This is a genomic window from uncultured Aggregatibacter sp., from assembly GCF_901873365.1.
GTDB lineage: Bacteria > Pseudomonadota > Gammaproteobacteria > Enterobacterales > Pasteurellaceae > Aggregatibacter.
Map to the genome: position 1 here is coordinate 1 of NZ_CABFLM010000063.1, position 23784 is coordinate 23784.

At 44.5% G+C, this 23784-nt stretch carries 21 protein-coding genes, 2 tRNA genes, 1 pseudogene and 1 CRISPR repeat array; of the genes and pseudogenes, 5 read left to right on the forward strand and 19 right to left on the reverse strand.

Annotation, left to right across the window (positions count from 1 at the left end; all coding sequences use genetic code 11):
* Positions 1 to 19 precede the first annotated feature (19 nt).
* The 4 genes from QZ106_RS05300 to dnaQ form a co-directional block, all read right to left on the reverse strand.
* Positions 20 to 565: a hypothetical protein gene (locus QZ106_RS05300; RefSeq protein ID WP_295975218.1), complete on the reverse strand. Its 546-nt coding sequence runs from the start codon at positions 563 to 565 to the stop codon at positions 20 to 22.
* A 288-nt stretch (positions 566 to 853) separates the two neighbouring features.
* A tRNA-Asp gene (locus QZ106_RS05305) sits at positions 854 to 930 on the reverse strand.
* 22 nt (positions 931 to 952) lie between these two features.
* Positions 953 to 1029, reverse strand: a tRNA-Asp gene (locus tag QZ106_RS05310).
* Positions 1030 to 1124: 95 nt separating this feature from the next.
* Positions 1125 to 1889: a DNA polymerase III subunit epsilon gene (dnaQ, locus tag QZ106_RS05315; protein ID WP_295975220.1), complete on the reverse strand. Its 765-nt coding sequence runs from the start codon at positions 1887 to 1889 to the stop codon at positions 1125 to 1127.
* Positions 1890 to 1956: 67 nt separating this feature from the next.
* Between dnaQ and rnhA the strand changes: the two genes are divergently transcribed.
* Positions 1957 to 2433: a ribonuclease HI gene (gene rnhA, locus QZ106_RS05320; RefSeq protein WP_295975222.1), complete on the forward strand. Its 477-nt coding sequence runs from the start codon at positions 1957 to 1959 to the stop codon at positions 2431 to 2433.
* Here the strand turns inward: rnhA and uvrD are convergent.
* Positions 2430 to 4604 (reverse strand): DNA helicase II, encoded by a 2175-nt coding sequence (gene uvrD / locus QZ106_RS05325; RefSeq protein ID WP_295975226.1) that lies wholly within the window; start codon positions 4602 to 4604, stop codon positions 2430 to 2432. The two genes, rnhA and uvrD, sit on opposite strands and share 4 nt — an antisense overlap.
* A 232-nt stretch (positions 4605 to 4836) precedes the next feature.
* Between uvrD and rbfA the strand changes: the two genes are divergently transcribed.
* Together rbfA and truB are read left to right on the forward strand one after the other, a co-directional pair.
* Positions 4837 to 5223: a 30S ribosome-binding factor RbfA gene (gene rbfA, locus QZ106_RS05330; RefSeq protein ID WP_295975228.1), complete on the forward strand. Its 387-nt coding sequence runs from the start codon at positions 4837 to 4839 to the stop codon at positions 5221 to 5223.
* Positions 5223 to 6140, forward strand: coding sequence for a tRNA pseudouridine(55) synthase TruB (truB, locus tag QZ106_RS05335; protein ID WP_295975231.1), 918 nt, complete (start codon positions 5223 to 5225; stop codon positions 6138 to 6140). Before rbfA ends, truB begins: the two co-directional genes overlap by 1 nt.
* Positions 6141 to 6206: 66 nt before the next feature.
* Here the strand turns inward: truB and QZ106_RS05340 are convergent, their stop codons facing one another.
* The 3 genes from QZ106_RS05340 to QZ106_RS05350 all read right to left on the reverse strand — a co-directional run bounded on the left by QZ106_RS05340 (position 6207) and on the right by QZ106_RS05350 (position 8578).
* Positions 6207 to 6329 (reverse strand): hypothetical protein, encoded by a 123-nt coding sequence (locus QZ106_RS05340; protein ID WP_021615437.1) that lies wholly within the window; start codon positions 6327 to 6329, stop codon positions 6207 to 6209.
* Positions 6330 to 6399: 70 nt separating this feature from the next.
* Positions 6400 to 7083, reverse strand: coding sequence for a hypothetical protein (locus QZ106_RS05345; RefSeq protein ID WP_295975235.1), 684 nt, complete (start codon positions 7081 to 7083; stop codon positions 6400 to 6402).
* 106 nt (positions 7084 to 7189) lie between these two features.
* Positions 7190 to 8578: a peptide ABC transporter substrate-binding protein gene (locus QZ106_RS05350; RefSeq protein ID WP_295975236.1), complete on the reverse strand. Its 1389-nt coding sequence runs from the start codon at positions 8576 to 8578 to the stop codon at positions 7190 to 7192.
* Between the two features lie 14 nt (positions 8579 to 8592).
* On the opposite strand from QZ106_RS05350, the gene QZ106_RS05355 reads away from it, so the two are divergent.
* Positions 8593 to 8763 carry a hypothetical protein gene (locus QZ106_RS05355; protein ID WP_295975238.1) on the forward strand — a complete coding sequence of 57 codons (171 nt, stop codon included), beginning with the start codon at positions 8593 to 8595 and terminating at the stop codon, positions 8761 to 8763.
* Between the two features lie 35 nt (positions 8764 to 8798).
* Here QZ106_RS05355 and QZ106_RS05360 read toward each other — a convergent pair whose 3' ends face one another.
* Positions 8799 to 9164: a YbaN family protein gene (locus QZ106_RS05360; RefSeq protein ID WP_021615434.1), complete on the reverse strand. Its 366-nt coding sequence runs from the start codon at positions 9162 to 9164 to the stop codon at positions 8799 to 8801.
* A gap of 137 nt (positions 9165 to 9301) precedes the next feature.
* Here QZ106_RS05360 and prlC point away from each other — a divergent pair, with 137 nt between their 5' ends.
* Complete coding sequence (prlC, locus tag QZ106_RS05365; RefSeq protein WP_295975242.1) at positions 9302 to 11341, forward strand: oligopeptidase A; 2040 nt, start codon at positions 9302 to 9304, stop codon at positions 11339 to 11341.
* A gap of 128 nt (positions 11342 to 11469) precedes the next feature.
* On the opposite strand, the gene dcuC is transcribed toward prlC, so the two are convergent.
* The 10 genes and pseudogenes from dcuC to QZ106_RS05415 all read right to left on the reverse strand — a co-directional run.
* On the reverse strand, positions 11470 to 12828 hold the full coding sequence (gene dcuC, locus QZ106_RS05370) for an anaerobic C4-dicarboxylate transporter DcuC (protein WP_295975245.1): 1359 nt from the start codon (positions 12826 to 12828) through the stop codon (positions 11470 to 11472).
* Between the two features lie 169 nt (positions 12829 to 12997).
* Positions 12998 to 14371: a nucleobase:cation symporter-2 family protein gene (locus tag QZ106_RS05375; RefSeq protein WP_295975247.1), complete on the reverse strand. Its 1374-nt coding sequence runs from the start codon at positions 14369 to 14371 to the stop codon at positions 12998 to 13000.
* A 358-nt stretch (positions 14372 to 14729) separates the two neighbouring features.
* Positions 14730 to 15950: a CRISPR direct-repeat array (repeat unit 18 nt; unit sequence GTTTCAACACACAGCCGC).
* 198 nt (positions 15951 to 16148) lie between these two features.
* The gene (gene cas2 / locus QZ106_RS05380; protein ID WP_295975251.1) at positions 16149 to 16442 is read right to left on the reverse strand and encodes a CRISPR-associated endonuclease Cas2; all 294 of its coding nucleotides are present in this window, start codon (positions 16440 to 16442) and stop codon (positions 16149 to 16151) included.
* A 3-nt stretch (positions 16443 to 16445) separates the two neighbouring features.
* Entirely contained in the window at positions 16446 to 17459 is a 1014-nt protein-coding gene (gene cas1c, locus QZ106_RS05385) for a type I-C CRISPR-associated endonuclease Cas1c (protein ID WP_295975254.1), read from the reverse strand.
* A 217-nt stretch (positions 17460 to 17676) separates the two neighbouring features.
* On the reverse strand, positions 17677 to 19095 hold the full coding sequence (locus tag QZ106_RS05390; protein ID WP_295975256.1) for an ATP-dependent endonuclease: 1419 nt from the start codon (positions 19093 to 19095) through the stop codon (positions 17677 to 17679).
* A gap of 34 nt (positions 19096 to 19129) precedes the next feature.
* Positions 19130 to 19780, reverse strand: coding sequence for a CRISPR-associated protein Cas4 (gene cas4, locus QZ106_RS05395; protein WP_295975259.1), 651 nt, complete (start codon positions 19778 to 19780; stop codon positions 19130 to 19132).
* 14 nt (positions 19781 to 19794) lie between these two features.
* The gene (gene cas7c, locus QZ106_RS05400) at positions 19795 to 20661 is read right to left on the reverse strand and encodes a type I-C CRISPR-associated protein Cas7/Csd2 (protein WP_003777774.1); all 867 of its coding nucleotides are present in this window, start codon (positions 20659 to 20661) and stop codon (positions 19795 to 19797) included.
* Positions 20662 to 20696: 35 nt separating this feature from the next.
* Complete coding sequence (gene cas8c / locus QZ106_RS05405; protein ID WP_295975262.1) at positions 20697 to 22451, reverse strand: type I-C CRISPR-associated protein Cas8c/Csd1; 1755 nt, start codon at positions 22449 to 22451, stop codon at positions 20697 to 20699.
* On the reverse strand, positions 22448 to 23125 hold the full coding sequence (cas5c, locus tag QZ106_RS05410) for a type I-C CRISPR-associated protein Cas5c (RefSeq protein WP_295975264.1): 678 nt from the start codon (positions 23123 to 23125) through the stop codon (positions 22448 to 22450). Before cas5c ends, cas8c begins: the two co-directional genes overlap by 4 nt.
* Positions 23126 to 23310: 185 nt before the next feature.
* Positions 23311 to 23781: pseudogene (locus QZ106_RS05415) on the reverse strand (DNA methyltransferase); the annotation flags it as partial.
* Between the last annotated feature and the right edge of the window lie 3 nt (positions 23782 to 23784).

Below are 23784 nucleotides of genomic sequence, written 5' to 3' on the forward strand. Positions count from 1 at the left end.
TTAATATATTTAATTTTAATCAAATTATTTGTAACATAAAATTAAACTCCACATTAGAATCAACTTTTAATGCTATTGAATTGATTATCTCAATAGTATAGGAAACGCCTTTTTCAAAATTATAACAGTCATTACCTAACCAGTTAGAATAATAGAGTGTTACACTATTACCTGAGCTACGGAGAAGTCGATTAAGGAATATTTTATTTTTATAAACTAGTCTATTACTCTGATATATATTTATCTCAAGAGGTATATTCATACTAATAAGAGAATCAATCTCTGCTCTACTTTTCTGAGAAAGTTTATTTATTCCAAATACGTCCTTTTGATAAACACCTTGCTCTGAAAGAAAATTATTAAATTCTAATGAAAAGGATTTGCAATAAGATATTTTAGACTTATAACTAAAAACAGTTGTGCTTGGTGTTGTAAGATCAATAACATGAATCGTCTCGAATTTCTCTTCTAATTTTCCAAGCAAAGGAGCAATATTTATTTTATAAAAAGAATATCCAATTGCCATTGTAAGAATAATAAATATTACCCATTTAACTTTTCTCATATCTATACCATAAGACATATAAAATATTTGGTATTATGCAAAAGAACAAAAAATAGTCAACAGGAGTATTCCAAAACCGTGATCCTAATCACAATGTAGCGTGCAACTTGTTGCACGAATAAAAGACGTTAATGAAATAATTTAGTTTAAAAAGTGCGGTGGTTTTTGTGGGTATTTTTATTAGTTTAATGAATTTGCTGAATTATATTTTCGTGCATCAAGATGCACACTACGGAGCTAAAAAACGATTGAATAGATAATTTTTAAATAAGGGATCTATTTAAGAATTGGCGGAACGGACGGGACTCGAACCCGCGACCCCCTGCGTGACAGGCAGGTATTCTAACCAGCTGAACTACCGCTCCGAATTAGAATTGAGATAAAAATTGGCGGAATGGACGGGACTCGAACCCGCGACCCCCTGCGTGACAGGCAGGTATTCTAACCAACTGAACTACCACTCCGCACAGGTGAGGTGCATAATAATGTTGAAGGATAGCAACGTCAACTCTTTTTTGTTTTTTTTCCGTCTGTTTGTCTAATCAGTGAACGATTCTTTTTACTGCAAGGTTTCCTCTTTTGTGCGGCGATCCCACAGACAATTTTCTTTGCTTTTTTTGTTAATTAATTTGAGATATTCCAAATGGGCTTCCAGTTCTTCTTCGGTCGGTGTGAGCAAGCGTAAATGATGTGAAAAAGCCACCGCACTTTTTACCTGCTGATGCGTTACCGCTTGTTGAATCACGTCCTGTTCGTTTTCATCAAATAAACTGGTTTGCCCGCCGGTCATAGCAAGATAAACGTCGGCTAAAATTTCAGCATCCAACAACGCGCCGTGCAAGGTACGCTTACTGTTATCAATGCCTAAACGGGAACATAACGCATCCAAATTGTTCTTTTTGCCGGGATACATTTGGCGCGCCATCACTAAGGTGTCGGTAACCGTGCAAATATCGTTGGTTTTTATCGGCAAATTCAGCTTACGAAATTCATAATCCATAAAGCCCACATCGAAGGGCGCATTATGGATCAATAACTCGGCACCTTTGATGTATTCAATAAATTCATTCGCTACTTGGCTAAAATCCGGTTTATCCGCCAACATTTCATCAGTAATGCCGTGAACTTTAATCGCCTCGGGATCGACCGGACGATCAGGTTTAATATAAATGTGAAAATTATTGCCGGTATAACGACGGTTAATTAGCTCTACCGCACCGATTTCAATAATGCAGTGGCCTTCATAATGAGCGCCTAATTGATTCATACCGGTGGTTTCCGTATCCAGTACGATCTGACGATTTTGATGGGTTTGAATACTCATAACTTCACTTTTTATCCGCAAAAATTTCGGGTATTATCGCCTCATTTACAATAAATTAGTAGTCAATATGCGTAAACAAATCGAAATTTTTACCGACGGATCCTGCCTTGGAAACCCGGGCGCCGGCGGTATTGGCGTTCTGCTTCGTTACAAACAACATGAAAAAAGCCTCTCAAAAGGTTATTTCCTCACCACCAATAATCGCATGGAATTATTAGCCGTCATCGAAGCGTTAAATAGCCTCAAAGAGCCTTGCGACATCCATTTATACAGCGATAGCCAATACATGAAAAACGGCATCACGCAATGGATTTTCAACTGGAAAAAAAATAATTGGAAAGCCAGTAGTGGCAAACCGGTAAAAAACCAAGATTTATGGATAGCATTAGACCAAGCTATCGCCCGTCATCAAGTTGATTGGCGCTGGGTTAAAGGACACGCCGGGCACCGTGAAAATGAACTCTGCGACCAGTTGGCAAAACAAGGCGCGGAGAACCCGACATTACATGATGAAGGGTATCGACCGGAAAACGGAGAGGTTTAAAGTCTCTCCAACTTCGCCAAATGGGCGATCAGCCATTTAATCCCTTGATTTTGGAACGCAATTTGTAAGCGCAAATTATTGTCTGCCCCCTCCACATTAATCACCGTGCCAACACCGAATTTCTCATGTTTCACTTTTTGCCCCATTTTCCATTCGCTTTCATTGGCAATCGGCGAAACGCTACCTACTTTGGCTTGATTTAAGGCGCGGGTAACCGTGCCGCGTAAACGGATTTCTTGTAAACATTGTTGTGGCAATTCGGAGATAAAACGAGAAGGCAAATGGCGTTCTTCTTTGCCATATAAACGACGACTTTCTGCATAAGAAATGGTGAGTTTTTGTTTGGCGCGGGTAATCCCCACATAAGCCAAACGACGTTCTTCTTCCAAACGCCCTGTTTCTTCAAAGGAACGGAAACTTGGGAATAACCCTTCCTCCACGCCAATCATAAACACTCGAGGAAACTCCAAGCCTTTTGCTGAGTGCAAGGTCATCATTTCCACACAGGCTTGATGCGGTGCCGCTTGTTCTTCACCCGCTTCTAATGAGGCGTGCGTCAAGAAAGCCGTGAGCTCTGTCATGTCTTCTGCCTCTTCAGGCTTGATAAATTCGCGAGCGGCAGAGACCAATTCTTCCAAATTCTCAATACGCACTTCGCCTTTTTCGCCCTTTTCCTGTTTATACATTTCATACAAACCGGAATGCTTAATCACAAAATCTGTTTGTGCAAACAACGGCATTTCTTCCGTATCCCGTTGCAGAGAATTGATTAATTCCATAAAGCGAAGCAAGGCGGTCGCAGCACGACCTGCCAGTTTATTTTCCTGCAAGGCCAAATTGGTGGCTTGCCATAACGTGATTTGATGTTCGCGAGTCAGATTACGCAAGGTATCCAACGTGCGATCACCAATGCCCCGTGGTGGCGTATTAATAACGCGTTCAAAGGCGGCATCGTCTTGGCGATTAGCAATTAAGCGCAAATATGCCAATGCATCCTTGATTTCCTGACGTTCGAAGAAACGCATGCCACCATAAATACGATACGGAATTTGTGAACGAATCAATGCTTCCTCAATCACCCGTGATTGACTGTTACTGCGATATAAAATAGCACAATCGTTGAGTTTACCACCGTCTTCAATCCAAGTTTTAATTTGTGAGGCAACGAACAGCGCTTCATCTAATTCGTTAAAAGCGGCATAAATCCCAACCGGTTCACCTTGATTGCCTTCCGACCACAAATTTTTCCCTAGTCGATTGTTGTTATTGGAAATCAACTCATTCGCCGCTTGCAAAATATTCATGGTGGAACGGTAATTTTGCTCCAATCGAATGGTTTGTGCATTGGCAAACTCTTTTAAAAATAACTGAATATTTTCGATTTTTGCACCGCGCCAGCCGTAAATAGATTGGTCGTCATCCCCCACAATCATCACTTTGCCGGTTTTGCCCGCCAACAAACGAATCCATTCATATTGAATTTTGTTGGTGTCTTGAAACTCATCCACCAAAATATGCTGAAAACGTTGTTGATAACGTTGTAAAATCAGTGGCTTATGTAAAAACAATTCGTACGAGCGTAATAAAATTTCGGCAAAATCCACCAGCCCTGCACGATCGCAAGCATCTTGATAAATCTGATAAATCCGAATCCATTCACGTTCTTGACGATCGTGATGATCATCAATTTGATTCGGACGCAAGCCTTCGTCTTTTTTATTATTGATATACCAAGCGGCTTGCTTTGGCGGGAAACTTTTTTCGTCAAAATGATGTAATTTCATCAGGCGTTTGAGTAAACGTAATTGGTCTTCCGAATCTAAAATCTGGAAATCTTGCGGTAAATCCGCATCAAGATGATGAGCACGCAGAAGTCGATGCGCAATGCTGTGAAAGGTGCCGACCCACATACCAAACAAACGCTGATTGCCGTCGGACAAGACGGATTCAATACGATGACGCATTTCTGCCGCAGCTTTGTTGGTGAAGGTTACCGCCATAATGCTCCCTTCGGAGACACCTTCCACGCCAATCAACCACGCGATTCGGTGCGTCAATACGCGGGTTTTACCACTCCCTGCGCCCGCCAATACCAAATAATTGCCTAATGGTGCACTCACCGCTTCCCGTTGTTTATCGTTTAAACCATCTAATAATTCTGCGAAATCCATTATTTTTACTCACAAATACTGTTTTTTTGTACAGGCGAAATTATAGCGAATTTTGGTAAAAACTCAATGAAGGAAAGGGAAAAGAAGAAAAAGTGCGGTGGTTTTTAAATACGATTCGTTGCTTTCTATTCTGATAACGCAAAAATCAGATTCGCGTATCACATTGCTTTTTCGTGCTAATTGACATGAATTCCAGTAAAATAAGCCCCTTATATCACAAAGGGTAATCATTATGGCTCGAGAATTCAAACGTAGCGACCGTGTCGCACAAGAAATCCAAAAAGAAATCGCGGTGATTTTACAGCGCGAAGTGAAAGATCCCCGTATTGGCATGGTGACGGTGTCTGACGTGGAAGTGTCCGGTGATTTAGCTTATGCAAAAGTTTTCGTCACTTTTTTATTTGATCACGATGAACAAGCGATTGCGCAGGGCATGAAAGGCTTAGAAAAAGCCGCGCCTTATATTCGCACGCTGTTAGGCAAAGCTATGCGTCTGCGTATCGTGCCGGAGATTCGTTTTATTTACGATCAATCTTTGGTAGAAGGTATGCGCATGTCTAACTTGGTGACAAATGTTGTGCGCGAAGATGAGAAAAAACACGTTGAGGACAAAGACTAATGTCCAAACCGCGTAAACGTGGACGTGATATTCATGGCGTGTTTTTGTTGGATAAGCCGCAAGGTATGTCTTCCAACGATATCATGCAGAAAGTGAAACGCATTTTTCAGGCGAACAAAGCGGGGCATACCGGCGCGTTAGATCCGCTTGCCACCGGAATGTTGCCTATCTGTTTGGGCGAAGCCACCAAGTTTTCGCAGTTTTTGCTAGATGCCGATAAACGTTATTTAGTCACGGCAAAACTGGGAGAACGCACGGACACATCGGATGCAGAAGGACAGATTGTCGAAACCCGTGATGTGAAGGTTAAAACACCTGAAATTTTGACCGCACTTGAGCAATTCCGTGGGGATATTTTGCAAGTGCCGACGATGTTTTCGGCGTTGAAACACAATGGTAAACCGCTTTATGAATATGCCCGTCAAGGCATTACGGTGGAGCGGGAAGCGCGTCCCATTACGATCTTTGAACTGAACTTCATCGAATACAATGCGCCCTATTTAACCCTTGAGGTACATTGTTCCAAAGGCACGTACATTCGCACTTTGGTGGATGATTTAGGAGAGACGTTGGGCTGTGGCGCCCATGTAACGATGTTGCGTCGCACAGCAGTGGCAGATTACCCGACAGAAAAAATGTTGGATTGGAATGCTTTGCAAGCTTTGGCAGAACCACAAGATTTGAGTTTGTTAGATACCTTATTATTGCCGATGGATACTGCCGTGGCAAAATTGCCGACGTTAACCTTAAATGAAAGCCAAACACAAGGTATCGGATTTGGTCAACGGGTAAAATTCGATAACCCTAACAGTCTACAAGGACAAGTGCGGTTGTTTTCTCATGAGAATCGCTTTCTTGGCGTGGCAGTGATTGATGAAAATAACGTGATTCGCCCACAGCGATTAGTGGTGTATTGATAAACCCTTAAACGTTAAAAGCATTGCAATGAGCAATGCTTTTAGCTTGACTGATTGATTCAAGAATTAAAATCGTACACCGGTTCCCACGCCAATGCCTACACCATTTGATCCGCCACCGGCGCCCACGCCGAATGAACAGGCGGTCAAGCTCAGGCATAACAGACCAATCATGAGCCCTCTTTTCATATTAGACTTCCTTCATTTATTAAGCCCAATAACGGCATTATTGGGCATTCATGTATTGTGTATTTATCCTTTATTTTTTACTTAAACTTAATTTTGCAACACGATTACCGCTTAACTGACAATCCATTTTATAAAATTGATTACCGTTTAAACGCACATCCGCAATTAAGCGAGAATCACTTTTCGCCATATTTGCCGAACTACGGAATACCCGTTGCGTTTGAGCCACTTGTTGCAGTTTAGTAATACATAAATAATTTAATTTTGCATCGCTGCCGGTTTTAATATTCTCAGCATTTTTATCTGCACTATTTAAACCCAATATTTTTTGTAATTTCGCCCCTTCTTGAACAAGTGATGGCGGAATATTTTTATCCTCTGCACGATAACGTTGTTGTTGATGTTCAACTAACGTGAGCGCGCCATTTTTATAGGCAAACGTCGTCGTTTCACTGCCTTTATTGACTTTAATGAGTTCCGGTTGTGGATTCAAAAATGCCGTATATTGCGTATCCAGTAAAATATACTCAAAGCGCGGTAAGTTTTCTGCCTGTTTTATGGCATTTTGTGATTCAGCCATTTCCGCTTTTGGCAATTTCGCTTTAGGGGATTCACTCTGCGTCTGCGGAGCTGTTGCAGAAGGTTTTGGTGAGTCATCACCGATCATGGAATTCCATGCGGACTCTAATGATGAACATCCGGTAAATAAAAATACCGAAGAAAATAAAACAGCTTTCGTGATAGATGAATGCATCATAACTCCTTATTCATAATCAAATTTGGCATAGTTTACCGATTTTTTCTATTTTCACAATATGACGACACGGGGTTTATTATGCGCATAATCTTTCGTGTGATAGTTAGAAATTTCTACGAAATAAATCTTTACTGTAAATGACCTCAGTAGGATTGGATAAATCATAGCCGTTTAGGGTAGGATGAAGATAAATGGGGATCGTAGTTTGATATAAGGGCAATACCACATTTTCTTGTTGCAGAATTTGTTCGATTCGACTGTAAAGTGCGGTGCGTTCTGACGATGGAATCCGTTGTAAACTTTGCTCAAATAAGCGATCTACCTCTTCATTGTGGTAACCACTTATATTGTCCGGGCTGTGGCTGTAAAACAAACTTAAAAATGCAGAAGGATCGTGATAATCGGCGCACCAGCCGGCACGAGCAATCTGAAAATCGCCTTTTGCCATCTTCTCTAATAATTGTTGTTTCGGCAGTGCTTCTCCGCTAACCCGAATCATATCCGATTGTGCCCACATACGCATTAATGACTGCGCCATTTGATGTTGAAATTCGGTTTGATCATAACTTAACGTGACCTTTAACGGTGATTTCTCATTAATATCACTTTGAATTAACAACTGCTCCATTGGCGTTTGCTCCCAATGGCTTTCTATTGTTTGCATCGATATCGGCAAGAAATTATCACTTAAATAAATAACATTTTTGCCACTCAGATTCACGTGACGAGAAGAGGCCATAATTGATAACGCTTTTCTGACCGAACTTTGTGCCAATTTCGGGTGTTTCATATTAAAGGCGTAGAAATAGGTACAAAGTTGCGGAAAATATTGCGCTTGCTCAGTTTGCGTAGGATTAATCACCACATCCAGGTCGCCAAGCGCTTGTTGCGTCGTCATTTTTTGGTAATCCACCTGCTGAAACGACACCTTCTCTTGCGCCCAATAATGCGGATTTTTTTCTAAGTGAATCACATTATTTTCTTGCCCTGTCACATAATAAGCGCCATTTGTAATAATCTCTTTTTGTTCTGATGAATACTGAGGTAATAAACTGATATGCGCTAACATTTGTGGCAAATAAGGCGTCACTTTATCTAGGCTAAGAAGCAAAGTGCGGTCATTTTCTGCCGCGATTCCAAGCTTATCAGCCGATAACTCCCCTTTTAATACTGCATCGGCATTGGCTAAATTCATGTATGCCAAATACGATTTTAATGGGCTCGCCGAAGTGGCTAAAGCTTGCCAACTTGCCACAAATTGTTGCGCCGTTACCGGTTCACCATTCGACCATTTAGCCCCTTGTCGCAAGGTAAATGTCCATGTTTTGTTATCTTTAGTTTGCCAGCTTTCCGCCACCGCCGGAACCACATTACCACGCGGATCATAAATCACCAGACCTTCCAAGACATCACGCAAAAGTGCCACTTGTGTGACATCTTTGGCTTGCGCAGGATTGAAGACAAAATCCTTATATTCTCCGCGAATTAACAAATGCCGATTGTTCTGTGACGGCGTTGGTAGCGACGTTGACTGCGGCTGTACAGTTTGCGCCGGAAGAGAGGAAACAACAACTTCTTTCTGCTTTTCATCACAAGCACTCAAGGCAAAAACGCAACAAAAAAGCACCGCTCTTTTTAATTGAAGAAGACGAAAAGCAAAACGAGGAAAGTGAATAATATGCATGGAAATCACTTTATGAAACAAGGATACCCTATTCTTCTTCCAGCGTTTTAATCCAGAAAAAGAAGAACCAATATTTGATCAATAAGACAGCAACGATGATGCTTTTACCGACAATGCTCGGCGTAAAATAAAATCCGATCATTAACATCGTGGTGGAAAACATCAGAATGGTCATTTTCGCTTTTTTCGTTAACGCCCGCTGTTCATGGAAATCTTTTAAATGGTTTTGATAAATCTTCGTGCCGATAAACCAATTATGTACACGTTCGGAGCCTTTTGCGAAAAAGAAAACGGTTAACAATAAAAATGGCGTGGTAGGTAAAATCGGCACCACAATACCGATCAAACCAAGAATAAGAAAAAGAAAACCTAACGTGATATAAAAATACTTCATAGATACCTCAAAACAAAAATTATTCGCAATTATCCCTGAATGGCTGGATTTTTCAACCTTGAAATCATAAAATCCTCCCCAATTTATTTAACGTTTAATCGTTATTTCCATCCGTTTTTCTTTTTAAGGAAGTCTTTATGTCAAACCCACTACTTACACCAACCGATTTACCTGCTTTTAGTAAAATTGAACCGCAATACATTGAATCCGCCATCAAACAACTTATTCAAGAAAACCGCGAAACCGTAGAACGCGTGGTAAATCAACCGCACTTTACTTGGGAAAATTTCATTCTACCGCTAACCGAAGCCGGTGATCGTTTAAGCAAGGTATGGTCGCCAATTTCGCATTTAAACTCGGTGAAAAATAGCCCGGAATTACGCGAAGCCTATCAAGCCTGTTTGCCATTATTGGCCGAATACAGCACGTGGGTCGGTCAACATCAAGGATTATATGAAGCCTATTTACAATTAAAAAATAGCCCTGAATTTGCCGATTATACTCAAGCGCAAAAGAAAGCCATTGAAAACAGCTTACGCGATTTCAAATTATCGGGCATTTCCTTGCCGGCTGAAAAACAAAAACGCTATGGCGAAATCGCTGCCCGCTTGTCCGAACTGAATTCACAATTTAGCAATAACGTATTAGACGCCACCATGGGCTGGGAAAAGATCGTTGAAGATGTCAGCCTGCTCAAAGGCTTGCCGGAATCCGCACTGGAGGCGGCCAAACAATCCGCAGAAAGCAAAGGTGTCAGCGGCTATCGTTTCACCTTAGAATACCCAAGCTATATCCCGGTCATGACCTATTGTGAAAACCGTGAATTACGCGAAGAAATGTATCGTGCCTTTGCCACCCGCGCATCCGATCAAGGGCCGAACGCTGGTAAATGGGATAACTCGGCGATTATGCAAGAGATCCTCAGCCTACGCGTGGAATTAGCCAAATTATTGGATTTCAACACCTACACCGAATTATCCCTTGCCACCAAAATGGCTGAAAATCCGCAACAAGTGTTGAATTTCCTAGAAAATCTCGCCACACGCTCTAAAGCGCAAGGCGAACGTGAATTGCAAGAATTAAAAGACTTCTGCAAAACGCACTATAATTTGACCGCACTTGAACTTTGGGATCTGTCTTTTTACAGCGAAAAACAAAAGCAACATTTATATGCCATCAATGATGAAGAATTGCGTCCGTATTTCCCGGAAGATCGCGTACTGAGCGGTTTATTTGAATTGATTAAACGCATTTTCAATATTCGCGCGGTAGAACGTCATGGCGTTGAAACCTGGCATAAAGATGTGCGTTTCTTCGATTTGCTTGATGAAAAAAATGAAGTTCGCGGCAGTTTCTATTTAGACCTATACGCTCGTGAACATAAACGCGGTGGCGCTTGGATGGATGATTGCATCGGTCGTCGTAAAAAGATTGACGGCAACCTACAAAAACCGGTGGCGTATTTAACCTGTAACTTCAACCGTCCACTTGGCGATCAACCGGCCTTATTCACGCATGATGAAGTCACGACGCTATTCCATGAATTCGGTCATGGATTGCATCATATGTTGACTCAAATTGATGTAGCCGATGTTGCAGGCATTAACGGTGTGCCTTGGGATGCGGTGGAATTGCCAAGCCAATTTATGGAAAACTGGTGCTGGGAAGAAGAGGCGCTACAGTTCATTTCCGGTCATTATCAAACCGGCGAACCGCTACCCAAAGAAAAGCTCAGCCAATTACTCAAGGCCAAAAACTTCCAAGCGGCGATGTTTGTTTTGCGTCAGTTAGAGTTTGCGCTGTTTGATTTCCGCTTGCACCACACATTTGATCCGAGCAAGCAAAATCAAGTGTTAGCGATGTTACACGAAGTGAAAAGCCAAATTGCCGTCATCCCTGGTGCTGAATGGGGAAGAATGCCACATAGCTTCAGTCATATTTTTGCCGGAGGTTATGCCGCTGGCTATTACAGCTATTTATGGGCGGAAGTCTTATCAGCGGATGCTTACTCGCGTTTTGAAGAGGAAGGGATTTTCAATGCCCAAACCGGTCAATCCTTCTTGGATGAAATTCTCACCAAAGGCGGCTCTGAAGAACCGATGACGCTGTTCAAAAACTTCCGAGGTCGTGAGCCGCAATTAGATGCGTTATTGCGTCATAAAGGCATTGCCTCATAATCGGTATGATGAACTAAAAAACGGCGCACTGTTTAATGCAGTGCGCCGTTTCTTTTCTTCAAATAAGTAATAACGCCTTTCTCAATCTCAAAATACGGTAAAAATTCACCGCACTTTAAGTCAGAAAATTACGCGCCCGGAATGAAAAATTCAGTGGCGATAATCACGCAAATGAAACCAACTGCCATTGGTACGGACATTCGTTTGACAATTTCAAATGGGGAAATTCTTGCCATACCGGATACGGCAACCACGACACCGGATACCGGGGATAAGCCGCGACCTAAGTTGGAGGCTTGTAACATTGGCACGGTTAAATAGGCTGGATTTGCGCCCATTTGGGTAGCGAGTTTTGGAATTAATTCGGCGAAAGCATAGAATGCCGCATTGCCCGAGCCGGTTGCCATGGTGGCTAAAATCGTAATCACCGCCAAGACTAACATCATAAACATTCCGCTACCACCGAAAGATTGGGCAGAATTAATCAGATTAGTGATAAAGCCAATGGTGCTTAAACTTTGTGCGAACACGCCGGCGGCAACCAATAACATCACCACGCCGGCAAAGGCATCTGCCATGCCACGATAGGCAATCACTAAATTGTCGAAGGTTTTTTTTGCACTGAAATTACGGATGAAGTCGATGACTGCGGTAATCACAAAGCAAAGAATAATGACAGTAACGATGTGCAACTCAGGCAAATTAAACCATTTACCATCAAACAGGATTACACCGATGATCGGTAATAATGGCAAAATGGCGTAAAAGGTCGGTACATCAGTTCTGATTTCGGACATATCGATCGGTTTTGCATTGACTTTTTCTTTGCGATCCAAATAACGTTGCCAGAAGAAATGAGCCGCACCAATACCGCAAATCGCTACAATGGATACCGGCAGGCTGGTGGAAAAGGCGAATTCGCTTAATGATTGTTTGGAAATCTCTGCCGACAACACCACATCGCCGGAGGTTGGTGATAAGATGATGGAAATCGGCGAGGCACAAATGGCTGCCGCCGCACCACGAGAAATGCCCATGTTGACCATGACAGGGAATAAAGTTGCCATTAATAACACACCCAAGCCTGTTGCTGAGGCAACCGCAAAAGACATCAAACAGGCAAGAAAATACGCCAATACCATCAGCACGTAAGGGGAACGAATATTTTTTAATGGCATGGAAACGATTTTTACCACCATGTCGTTAGCGCCTAAATGGGTCATGTAGGCGGAGAAACCGCATAAGATCATGATCATTAAGCCTAACCCACCACTACGGTTGGAAAGCAAATATTTCACATATTCAAGAATGTCGAAATAGGCTGAGCCGGTGCTTTTGACATTTTCCGGCAAAATGGAATGGCCCATTAATACCGAAATCAATAACAAGACTAAACCGCCGAACATAAGCACGCCCGTCGCGGAATAACCTTTCACGATATAGTAAGCGACCAGAATAATCGCCACTAACCCGATAATTAAATCCATAATATCTCCTTAGGTTTTAATAAATTATGAGAAATGAATTTAGCGAAAAAATAAAGCTGCTGTAAACGGCTTTATGTGGAATATTTGAAATAGATCATAGAAAAAGTGCGGTGATAAATCCCAACGTTTTTTAGGCGTTATTTCCACCGCACTTTCACCGCCTATTCGTTTATTTTTCCGTCAAATAAATGCTTTTATCCTGCTCATCTCGCGGCAGAATTAAATTTAACACCACTGCCGTAATTCCGCCTGCCGCAATGGCATTACGGAAAACTTCCGGCAACATTTTGAATACGTCCGGCTCAAAAGCAACACCCAATCCCACGCCGACGGCTGTTGCAGCAATGACCGCTTCACGACGGTTGATGCCATGAGTCATGATAATCCGCACACCGGCAATGGCGATTAATCCGAACATTAATACCATAGCGCCGCCGAGTACCGGGCTTGGAATCGTAGTAAAAATGCGACCGACAATCGGGAATAAACCAAATAACACTAAAATAGCCGCGATAAATTTACCCACATGGCGAGAAGCTACACCCGTCATTTGAATGACACCGTTATTTTGGGCAAAGGTGGTCAGCGGTAGGGAACCTAACGCGGTAGCAATCACAGACACTAATCCATCAGCAAAGACTCCGCCGCGTAAACGTTGACGAAACGCTTCGCCTTCATAAGGCTGACCGGAAACCATCGCCGTTGCGGTTAAATCACCAACGGCTTCAAAAACGCTTAACAAATAGATGATAGCCGCAACCCAAAAGGCTGACCAATCAAACGCAAAACCATATTTAAAGGGCATCGGGATGGTGAAAAAGTCCACGTCTTTTAACGGTGAAAAATCAACCATACCTAAGGTTAATGCTACGATGTAGCCTGCGATTAAACCGACAGCAATGCCGCTCATGCGTAAAAACGGATTGCGCATACAGTTAAAAATGAGCACAACAACCAAGACTAAAGAAGCTAAACCGATATTTTGTAACGAGCCAAACGCCTCCGTGCCTTTGGCGCCAAAACCGCCGCCGAAATCGGTGATGCCGATGTCAATCAAACTCAAGCCGATTAATAACACGACCACACCACTGACGGTTGGGGTGATGACACGTTTTAAATAAGGCAGCACCCAAGCCGCTGCACACACAAGAAACGCGCCAACAAAAGACACGCCAAGCAAGGTGGAAATCATCGTGTTTTCGTCAATGCCGTTACCTTTCATGCTAAGTCCAACAGCAATCATCACACTGACGAAAGAGAAGTTTACCGATTGAATGGAAAGCATACCGGAGCCGATAAAACCGAAACGATGTACTTGAATATAAGTGCCAATACCGGATGCGACCATCGCCATAGAGACCAAATAAGCCGTCATGTGGACGGGTAAACCAAGGGCGCCACCAACGATAAGTGCAGGCGTGACCATAGGGACGAAAATCGCCAATAGATGTGTAATGGCACTGATTAAAGCATTAAAAAAAGGCGGTTTGTCTTCTAAACGATAGACCAAATCCGCTTCCGCAGTTTGTTGTTCATGTTCCATGAGAGGATCCTTAGAAAGGTAAAGTGATAAGAGAATAATAGGGTCGAAATTTTAGTGGATTTTCAGCACTTGCGCAAACGATTGCTTTTTATTTTTAAAAAGACAATTTTAAAAAGGACACATGAAAGTGCGATGGATTTTTACTATAAATTTTTGTCGCTAGAGATATTGAATAAGAGGGATTAAAAATAAAGCAAAAATTAACCGCACTTTACTCTCTCCTCCATTCATTTCACAAAAATATAATACCTTAATGCACAGTCAACGTAGCGTGCAACTTGTTGCACGAAAACATCACTCAAAGCCACCTGAAGGTGGCTGCAAAATTTTTATGATTAAAAAAAACAATCATTTAAATGTTTCAACACACAGCCGCGCGAAGGTGGCTGCCCCCAGTGGCGAAACAACAAGCCATCGATTTATTGTTTCAACACACAGCCGCGCGAAGGCGGCTGCACGTGACGTGTTGAGGTTACCTTCTTTGTCCACGTTGTTTCAACACACAGCCGCGCGAAGGCGGCTGCCACCATGGCTTACGGAGCCCCAATGCTAATGCCGGTTTCAACACACAGCCGCGCAAAGGCGGCTGCCTTCATCATAATGGTAATCTCTATAAAGCTCAACGTTTCAACACACAGCCGCGCAAAGGCGGCTGCCAATGCCAGCTCTTCTAATTTTGCCAATGAGCCGGGTTTCAACACACAGCCACCCGAAGGTGGCTGCTACATAAGCCGAAATTGCCATTAACCAACCACCGGTTTCAACACACAGCAACCCGAAGGTGGCTGCGTCATTAATACCAAGCTCTAACGCCAACTCATACAGTTTCAACACACAGCCACCCGAAGGTGGCTGCTGCTAACAAGTCTTGTGCTTATATCGCAAGGGATTGTTTCAACACACAGCCGCGCGGAGGCGGCTGCATTGTGGGCAATCGCCAAAAGTACGACCGATCAAGTTTCAACACACAGCCGCGCGAAGGCGGCTGCAAAGTGCGATTTTTGGGATATGACCGCAACGATTGTTTCAACACACAGCCGCGCGAAGGCGGCTGCTACTAAAGGCAACATCAGCATCAGTGGCAATGTGGTTTCAACACACAGCCGCGCGAAGGCGGCTGCTAAAGGGTATTTACCTGAAAAGTATGGATTGACAGTTTCAACACACAGCCGCGCGAAGGCGGCTGCAATTGCGAAACTTACAGTTACCTAAAGGTAAAATTGTTTCAACACACAGCCGCGCGAAGGCGGCTGCCAATTTCTTTTTATTCTCCCCACTCTTTCATTGGGTTTCAACACACAGCCGCGCGAAGGCGGCTGCAGTTTCTATTAAGAATATTCAAAATCAAGATCATCGTTTCAACACACAGCCGCGCGAAGGCGGCTGCCCTTCGCAGAACGCGAACCATCACGGGACGGAATGGTTTCAACACACAGCCGCGCGAAGGCGGCTGCGCAGTACGGTCTTCGTCAAAGCGAGTAGTTTCAGGTTTCAACACACAGCCGCGCGAAGGCGGCTGCGTAAAAAATGAAATACATAGACAAAAAAATCGAAGTTTCAACACACAGCCGCGCGAAGGCGGCTGCTCCCTACCTAAAAAAGCAAGAAAAATCCGTGTATTAAACACCGTATTTCGCTAACTGATTTTATGATAAGGAGTTTGGCAAGTATAACGGCCACATTGTCGTTATACAAATAGATTAATTCATCCAAATTGTTAAAGAAAACGAAGGTCGCTATCCCATCAGAGTTTTAATGAGAACAACAGGTTAGCGAACTAAATGACAAGCACGTCTTTAAATACATCTACTGCCGGTTTTGCCCCATGATGCTCCACTTTATTACGCCACTTACTGCCCAAATGGTAAAAACGCAGGCTGTCACATGTAGGGTCATAGGTTTCCAACAGTTTGCTTTTCAACATAATCCACTGGTCAGGCGTAACATCGCATTCAAATACCGAATATTGCGCCCGCACGCCGTAATCTAAGCAATGTTTTGCTATGCGGCGCAATCGCGCTTGCCCGTTTGGATCGTCAAAAGAAATATCATAAGTAATCAGCATTAACATGGCTTATCTCATCAAAAACGGCGGATATTCCGCCAAATCTCCGCGCAAGTGCCGCGCCAACAGCATCGCCTGAATATACGGCAGCAGCCCGATTTCCACTTCTTCGTCTAAAAACGGATGAGCGATTTTCTCCTGCTTTTTCGCCTGCAAAGCTTGGAACAAGAGCTTACGCGCATCGGCCTTCAGGCTTACCGCGCCACTTGCTTCAGTAACAAAATCCTGCGGTTTGATTTGCCCGCGGTTAATCAGCGACAACACCAACCTGTCTGCCCACCATGCGCGGAATTCTTCCAAAATATCCTGCGCCAAACTGTCGCGCCCTGGGCGGTCGGCGTGCAGAAAGCCCACCTGCGGATCCAGTCCCACTCCTTGCAGCGCGCCGCTGATGTCCTTGCCCAAAATGCTGTACACAAACGACAACAGCGCGTTCACCCCGTCTCTGGGCGGACGGCGGTTGCGCCCATCAAAAGTAAAGCCGCTTTTTTCGCTCAAAAGCTGCCCGAATACGCCGAAATAACGTGCCGCCGCATCGCCCTCAATGCCGCGCACCACATCCAGCTCATCCGCGCCCTTCAACTGCCGCAGCGAAATATTCAAAGAATCGACCGCACTTTGAATCGCCGCATTCTCGCCGTAATTACGAATCTGCCGCTGAAGAACCCGCTTACTCGCCTGAATCTTCGCCGCAATGATATTGCGCGCAATCGGCACGGGATTTTGCTCCGACACACGATACTGCGCCCGACGCAGCAACACATTACCACTCTGCCGCCCCTGAAGCCGCCCCAAGAAACGTCCGTTTTCGGTAAAAAACGCCAAATTCACATTATTTTCGCCGCAAAACCCCAGCAGAAAAGGCGACACCAGCACATTCCCAAAGCAAAAAATATGCCCGATGGAATGCACCGGCAACTGCGCCACCTTCTTACGCTCCTTCTCCACCACCAGCGTCTCCCGCTCCTTATGCAGATAGCTGCCTTGGGTGGTGATGTAGAGCGTATTTTGCAGTTTGCGCATGGGAACTCCTTGAATTTTGACCGTGCTTTTGTTTTAAAACGGCTTGTTGTTTAGGCTGTCTAAAAAAAGTTTTACCATAAGTTCCCGTAGGATGGGCATAAATGCCCATCCTACTCTATGCTTATAGCAAGCCACGCACGCGTTTTATTTATTGGCGGATTCTAATGTCGTCTGAAAAAATCAGACTTCAGGTGGCATAGAATAAAAAACAGATAACCTAGCAATGCGTACCTTCATCTTGCAAATAGCCATTTAAGTTATCAACTATACTATTCATTGCTTCAAAATACTGACTTTGAAGAACTAGATCTTTATCTTTATCTTTATCTTTATCTAATAAACCTGGTTTTTCAGGAGTCGCCTTGCAGGCAGGCTTTGTTTTGATGTCATCAGCAGGAATGATTTCAAAATGATATTCAGAAAACTCAGTTTTCAAATCTTCAAAACAGCCTTTTTTATCTCCATCTAAAATAGCAGCCACTCTTTTAAACCCTAAATCTTTTGCAATGCTACATAAATGTCGAATATTTCCAGCTCCACCAGCACCCCATCCAAAAAAACTTCCTTGGATTTCTTTTCCTAATTGCTTAGCAATTTTAGGATATAAAAGAACATCTTCCTGCCCTTCAACAAGAATGATTCCATCTTCCTGAAAAAAGAATTCTCGAGCATCTAATCCCCAAGTATGTGGATTGTGTAAATTATTTGCTAGTCTCACAATTAAATTTGTTGAACTTGAAGACAACTGATAAATTATTGTTCCGTTATCGCTAGAAATAACTCTCACTAAGGCAGCCCCTTTAGCTAATGCATTAATATCGACAAAATAAGGAGAATGTGTCGAGATGATAATCTGCCTATCCTTTGCATATTCAACAAAAAGTTTACTCAACCGTTTTTGTAATGATGGATGCAAAGATAGCTCAGGTTCATCTATGGCAATAATGTCGCCAGGCTTGGAATCATATAGGGCATCAACAATAACAAAAATGCTAACAATTCCCTCCCCCATTCCATTACTAGAATGGCTATTTTGACCGGATGTAAATTTTAAAAAATGCTGCCCTATTTCACTTTGATCAATAGCCCACTCGGGGATAAAGCCTAAAACTTTCTCTAACATATTATTAAAGTTTATTTTTATATCCTCGTTTTTTTCAATTGAAAATAATCTATACGCAAAATAATCTAATAATGAACTTCTTTTAGCCTGAAACGCAGTATTTAAGATATACGATTCTCTATCTAATTCAGACTTGCTGAAATATGGTTCAAAAGCCCTTCTAGATGGAACAACAAAAATCTTCTTCTCGCACCTTGTTCCCTCAAATTTTGTTTCAGAGGAATTTTTGTGTACTGACATCAAAATTTCCTTACAGCCACCATCAAATAGATACTCAATTTGAACTTTGTCAATCAAACTATTTCTGACACCATTAGGAAAGCTAGGTGGGTTATACCCTTCTCTCGCTTTCAAACATTCAATAATTGAAGATTTCCCAGTATTGTTCGAGCCAGTAATAATCGTAAGCCCACTAACTTCAGTAACAGAATCTTGTTTAGGTATAGCAAATTTAATTTCTTGTTTTTGCTGAAAACCTCTGTAACCTTGAATTTCCATAGATTGTAAGAACATGATTTTTATATCCTTGTAATAAAAACAACATTCGTTAATTTTTAAACAACCCCATCACATACCCTACACTCCTATCCCGTTTCTCCAGCAACTCCGGCTGGCAAATCTCCACCAGCGAGCAGGCTTTGCAGCGTTTGCCGTAGTCAGGTGGCGGGGTTTGTCCGCTGTTTAGAAGGTCGCGCACGGCGGCGATGGTGGCGAGTGTTTGGGCGCGCAGGTCGTCTGAAAACACGACGGGGACGCGGTGGCGGGTTTGCATATACCACAGCGCGCCCTCAGAGACGGTTTGCCCCGTCATTTCTTCCAAGCACAAACCTTGGGCGCAAAGCTGGATTTCATCCATCGGGTCGGGTTTGGGCTTGCCGCGTTTGTATTCCACGGGTTTCAGACGGCCTGTCTTCGTATCCACTTCCACCAAATCCAACACGCCGCTGATGCCCAGTTTCTCTGCCGACACATGCACCGTCCGCTCAAAACGCACGCCTTTACGCGTTTCCGGCTCGCCCGAATCCACCCGCTCATGCAGCGCCTTGCCCTGCGCGGTCAAATAATTCTCTGCCCACGCCTGCTCGTTGTGAATCAGCGCGCATTGGCGCGGACAGAAGGCGTAGTGTTGCAGGGCGGAAAGGGGAATCAGGCGCGTATCCTGATTTTCCCCTTGGGTTTCGGTTAAAAGTGCGGTCATCTTTTTAAGTGTTTTTAAAGCAGCTCTTCCACGCTCACGCCATTTAAGCCGTCTGAAACCACGCTGATGTTGTAATCACCAAAACCGCTAGCTGGGGTACCTGATTCGCCATTTACGCGTTCGACTTTCACGGCGTCAAACAGTTTATGTGCAGGCTGGCTGCCGAGTGCGCTGTCGTGTTTGAAAACGATCAGTTTGCGTGCCGCCATTTCGCCACGAGCGGCGGAGCGGTCGTGTTCAAACATCAACGTCAGGGCTTGCCAGAGCTTGGCTAAGTCGTCGTCTGAAAAACCGGTTTTGGCGGCAAGGTTGGCGGAGATAAAGCCATGTACGCGGTAGAGCGCGTAAGGGACGATGTATTTGCGCCCCATGGTGCGTTCTTTTTCCAAGTCTTTTTCGTTGGTGACCGCCATGCGGGTGATAGAAACTTCCAGCGGGACAATCGGGTCGATGGATTGTGCAAACGCCAGTTGCACCGGGCCGCGCACTTGCCCGCTGTTCACTTCGGTGGTCATCACGGCGCCGAAGGTGCGGATGTCGAAGAAGTTTTTACACATCCAAGCGGTAATGTCGCGGGCTTTGGCTTCGTCTTTAGGCAGTTTTTTGGCTTCTGACTCAATGCCGAGTGCTTCATAAGCACGTTTGTTTTGCAGGTTTAACACGCTTTTTTCTTTAACGTAGATTTCGTAACCGGCTTCGTTTTCGCTGCTGATTTCGACAAAATTACGGATTTTGCGCTTCAGACAGACATCGGTTACCAAGCCTTTGCTGGATTCGGGGTCAAGACGCGGCATATTGCCCGCATCGGGATCGCCGTTGGGGTTGCCGTTGGTTACGTCAAAAAAGTAAACAAATTCATAGCGGTTTTGAATAGCAGACATTTTCTGGCTCCTTAGTTTTCAATAGTTTCAGCGGTTTATTTTTCTGTAAAATAGCTTTGTTTTTGGTGGTAATAGCCGATGGCAAAACGGCCTTGTTCTTCAATGCTTAGATGGCGTGGGAACATTTCAGGTAGTTTGGCAATGATTTCGCCCAACTCTTTTTCCCGACTCACTGCTATTCCACCTTTGTCTTTACGCAAGCGCGATAAATGGTGTTTTGCGCCCGACAAAAGACGCGGAAAAACCGAAAACGGCACGGCGGATGCAGAGCCGTAATAGCGGTCGGCAATGCCGGCGTTTAATTCGCCCAACGCCTGATATTGAATGCGCTCCAACACGGCAAACAGCCGCCCTAAAAGATAGGCGCGATTCGGGCTTTCATTGTTCAAACTCATAGGAACTCCTTCTTCGATAAAACCTTTTCTAAAACGCCGCTGTAATACGGCTTTCATCATCGCCACGCGCAGTCCGTTTACATCGCCGTCGGCGCGAATTCGGGTAATCAGTTGCGACAGCAAACTTAAGGGATACGGCGTGCCGCAAATCACGGCGCGGGTCATTTCGCCTGCCAACACGGGCGAGATATTTTCGCTTTTGCCTAAAACCGCCGTCTGCAACAGCAAGCGCCAAATAGAAGGCGGCGTTTTCCACGGGCGCGGTTCAATTTTTAAATCCCGCCAGTGCCATGCCAAATTTTCCGCCAACTGCCCAAACGTGGTGTCCAGCCAAAACCGAACGGAAATCCGCGCGGCATTGGGGGCAAGCCCTAAGATATAAAAACGGGTATTAGGAGAGAGTTCGGGCGCAATTTCTTGCAGCGGACGACCGTTGCCCATTTGTTCCAATACGTTGAAAATTTTGGCGCTTTCTTGTTCGTCATCCGGCGGCGTGAACACTTGCGCGAAAAAGCCTTCGGCAGCCTGCGCCGTCGCGTTATCATCTGCTTCCGCCCAAAAGACCGTACTGGCGTCGCCGATGGTCAGACAGTGATTATTTTCGCGGCGCAACAGATAGTTCAGCGCGGTGGTGTAGGCAAAGGCGGATTGTTCGGAAACAGGCGCATTTGCGCCTTGCTCCTTGCCGAACGAGGCAAAGGCTTCTTTGTTGAACGAAATAATCGAGCCGCCGGAGCTTTGCCCGCCAAACACGCCTTTAATCGCTGGATGCAGCCGTGCAATTGGCGCAGTGTCGCCGCTAATCAGGCATAAGCCTTCGAGTGCTTCATCGCTTTTCAGGCAGCCTGCCCACAAAGTTTGCGCGGCTTCGCGTTTATGGATAAGTGCGGTCGGTTTTTCAAGAGAAAATGCGATGTTGGCATCGAGCATTTCGGCAGGCAGATTTTCGGCAGCGAAATGTGCAGGCTGCCAGTTTTGCAGAAAACGGCACAAGGCTTGCAAGCCTTCATCGTCGCTGTTTTGCAGTAAATCGAGATGGTATTGCTTGAAGGCTTCAAAGGTTTTTTCAGACGGCGTAAACGGTTTTTCTTTGGCTTCGGCTTTGTTTTTATTGGCTTCCACGCCAAGAGCGTAGGCGGTTTTGTCCCACAAAAAATTTGGTTTGATGCCCGACGTGCGTTTTTCAGGGCGAGGCACGCTCATCAACTTCGGCTGCGGCTTTTTATCGGCAGTCAGATTCGGCACAATGGTTTTCAGACGACCTTCTGTATCTAACACCAAAATCCAGCCGATTTTCTCCTCGCTAAAGCCATAAGGCGGCACTTTCGGGTTGCCCATTTCATCGGTTTCCGCTGCCAAACGGCGGTAATAGCGGGCAAGGGACGCAAGAATCATGCTTTCACCTCCTCGGCGTAAAACGGCGGCACATCAATCACGCCGTCTTTCATTTGTGCACGGAAAAAATGCGGCGTGTTGCCGTGGTCAAAATCAATATCGTGCAGCATCCAACCTAAATCGCGGTTTACCTCGCCTTCCAATAATGCCGACGGCGGCAGCGGCTCGCCCTCGTCAATCAACGCAAAATCGGCAGGAAGCTCACGCACGCCCAAACAAGGCTGCTGAAAGCATTGCCCTTTTTTCGCACGGCGTTTGAACATCTCAATATGCTTGGTAACGGTCTCATCCGCCCCTGCTTTTGGAGTCAGCACCGCATGGGCTTCAATCACATAAGCCACGTCTTTAAGCACCGTCGCCGCGCGCTGCTGGCGGTCGTCTTCAATCAGCGTATATAAATCGGCAACGCTCTTACGCTTCATCGCGCCGCTGACCTTACCCGCCGAAATCTTGCCGCCCAACTCATTGCGCCGCACCGACTCAAACCGAATCGGCTTCAACACATAAATCCGGTCTATCACCCACCGAATCGCCGGCTTCCAATGCACCGCCGCCAAAATCCCGCGCGCTGCCGACGGCGTGATGACATCATAAGACACCCGTTCCACCTTCATCTCCGGACGGGTAAAACAGGCATAATCGCCCCAAATGTGTAGGCGGATTTGGTTTGCCATACAAATTCCTTAACACACAGCCGCCCGAAGGCGGCTGATTTTTACTGATAACCTATAAATTTTAGTTTCAACCCACGCACTTGATAAGTGCGATCCGTTTTAGACAGACTTTTTCTCAAATCTTAAAAAATCCGCCAATTTTTTTGATTCGGCAACTTCATCATGCGGAATCAGTACATAATCAATTTTGCATCATTTTGAGGAGCAGATTTCTTAACCCAAATGGCATTTACAACAAAATTCCTCCGCCCAAACACTTCATCACACAAGACTTTCAAATAATGCGCTTCGTTGTCGTCAATGGTAATCCATAGCGAACCATCGTCTGAAAGCAGGCGTTTGATGATTTCCAAGCGGTCGCGCATCAGCCCCATCCAAATAGAATGCTCCCCCCCATCATCGTAATGTTCAAACGCAGAGCCAGTGTTAAAAGGTGGTTCGGTAAACACGCATTTCACCTTACCCGTAAATTCCTGCTCCAACGCTTTAAGCGCAAGCAGGTTGTCGCCGAAAATCAATCGGTTATCAAACGCCGCCGATTCTGACCGCACTTTGGCATGATAGGACTTTTCCGTGTCTTCCAGCAAAATCCGCGCTTCTAACTTCGGACGTTTGTGTTTGCCTATTCAGGTGAGTTCTAGTTTTTGTTTGGTCATAAC

What these genes read in the sequence shown, in the direction of transcription:
- QZ106_RS05300 (WP_295975218.1), bottom strand. Translation starts at nt 565, where the DNA reads ATGAGAAAAGTTAAATGGGTAATATTTATTATTCTTACAATGGCAATT.
- dnaQ (WP_295975220.1), bottom strand. Translation starts at nt 1,889, where the DNA reads ATGAGTATTCAAACCCATCAAAATCGTCAGATCGTACTGGATACGGAA.
- rnhA (WP_295975222.1), top strand. Translation starts at nt 1,957, where the DNA reads ATGCGTAAACAAATCGAAATTTTTACCGACGGATCCTGCCTTGGAAAC.
- uvrD (WP_295975226.1), bottom strand. Translation starts at nt 4,604, where the DNA reads ATGGATTTCGCAGAATTATTAGATGGTTTAAACGATAAACAACGGGAA.
- rbfA (WP_295975228.1), top strand. Translation starts at nt 4,837, where the DNA reads ATGGCTCGAGAATTCAAACGTAGCGACCGTGTCGCACAAGAAATCCAA.
- truB (WP_295975231.1), top strand. Translation starts at nt 5,223, where the DNA reads ATGTCCAAACCGCGTAAACGTGGACGTGATATTCATGGCGTGTTTTTG.
- QZ106_RS05340 (WP_021615437.1), bottom strand. Translation starts at nt 6,329, where the DNA reads ATGAAAAGAGGGCTCATGATTGGTCTGTTATGCCTGAGCTTGACCGCC.
- QZ106_RS05345 (WP_295975235.1), bottom strand. Translation starts at nt 7,083, where the DNA reads ATGCATTCATCTATCACGAAAGCTGTTTTATTTTCTTCGGTATTTTTA.
- QZ106_RS05360 (WP_021615434.1), bottom strand. Translation starts at nt 9,164, where the DNA reads ATGAAGTATTTTTATATCACGTTAGGTTTTCTTTTTCTTATTCTTGGT.
- prlC (WP_295975242.1), top strand. Translation starts at nt 9,302, where the DNA reads ATGTCAAACCCACTACTTACACCAACCGATTTACCTGCTTTTAGTAAA.
- dcuC (WP_295975245.1), bottom strand. Translation starts at nt 12,828, where the DNA reads ATGGATTTAATTATCGGGTTAGTGGCGATTATTCTGGTCGCTTACTAT.
- QZ106_RS05375 (WP_295975247.1), bottom strand. Translation starts at nt 14,371, where the DNA reads ATGGAACATGAACAACAAACTGCGGAAGCGGATTTGGTCTATCGTTTA.
- cas2 (WP_295975251.1), bottom strand. Translation starts at nt 16,442, where the DNA reads ATGTTAATGCTGATTACTTATGATATTTCTTTTGACGATCCAAACGGG.
- cas1c (WP_295975254.1), bottom strand. Translation starts at nt 17,459, where the DNA reads ATGCGCAAACTGCAAAATACGCTCTACATCACCACCCAAGGCAGCTAT.
- QZ106_RS05390 (WP_295975256.1), bottom strand. Translation starts at nt 19,095, where the DNA reads ATGTTCTTACAATCTATGGAAATTCAAGGTTACAGAGGTTTTCAGCAA.
- cas4 (WP_295975259.1), bottom strand. Translation starts at nt 19,780, where the DNA reads ATGACCGCACTTTTAACCGAAACCCAAGGGGAAAATCAGGATACGCGC.
- cas7c (WP_003777774.1), bottom strand. Translation starts at nt 20,661, where the DNA reads ATGTCTGCTATTCAAAACCGCTATGAATTTGTTTACTTTTTTGACGTA.
- cas8c (WP_295975262.1), bottom strand. Translation starts at nt 22,451, where the DNA reads ATGATTCTTGCGTCCCTTGCCCGCTATTACCGCCGTTTGGCAGCGGAA.
- cas5c (WP_295975264.1), bottom strand. Translation starts at nt 23,125, where the DNA reads ATGGCAAACCAAATCCGCCTACACATTTGGGGCGATTATGCCTGTTTT.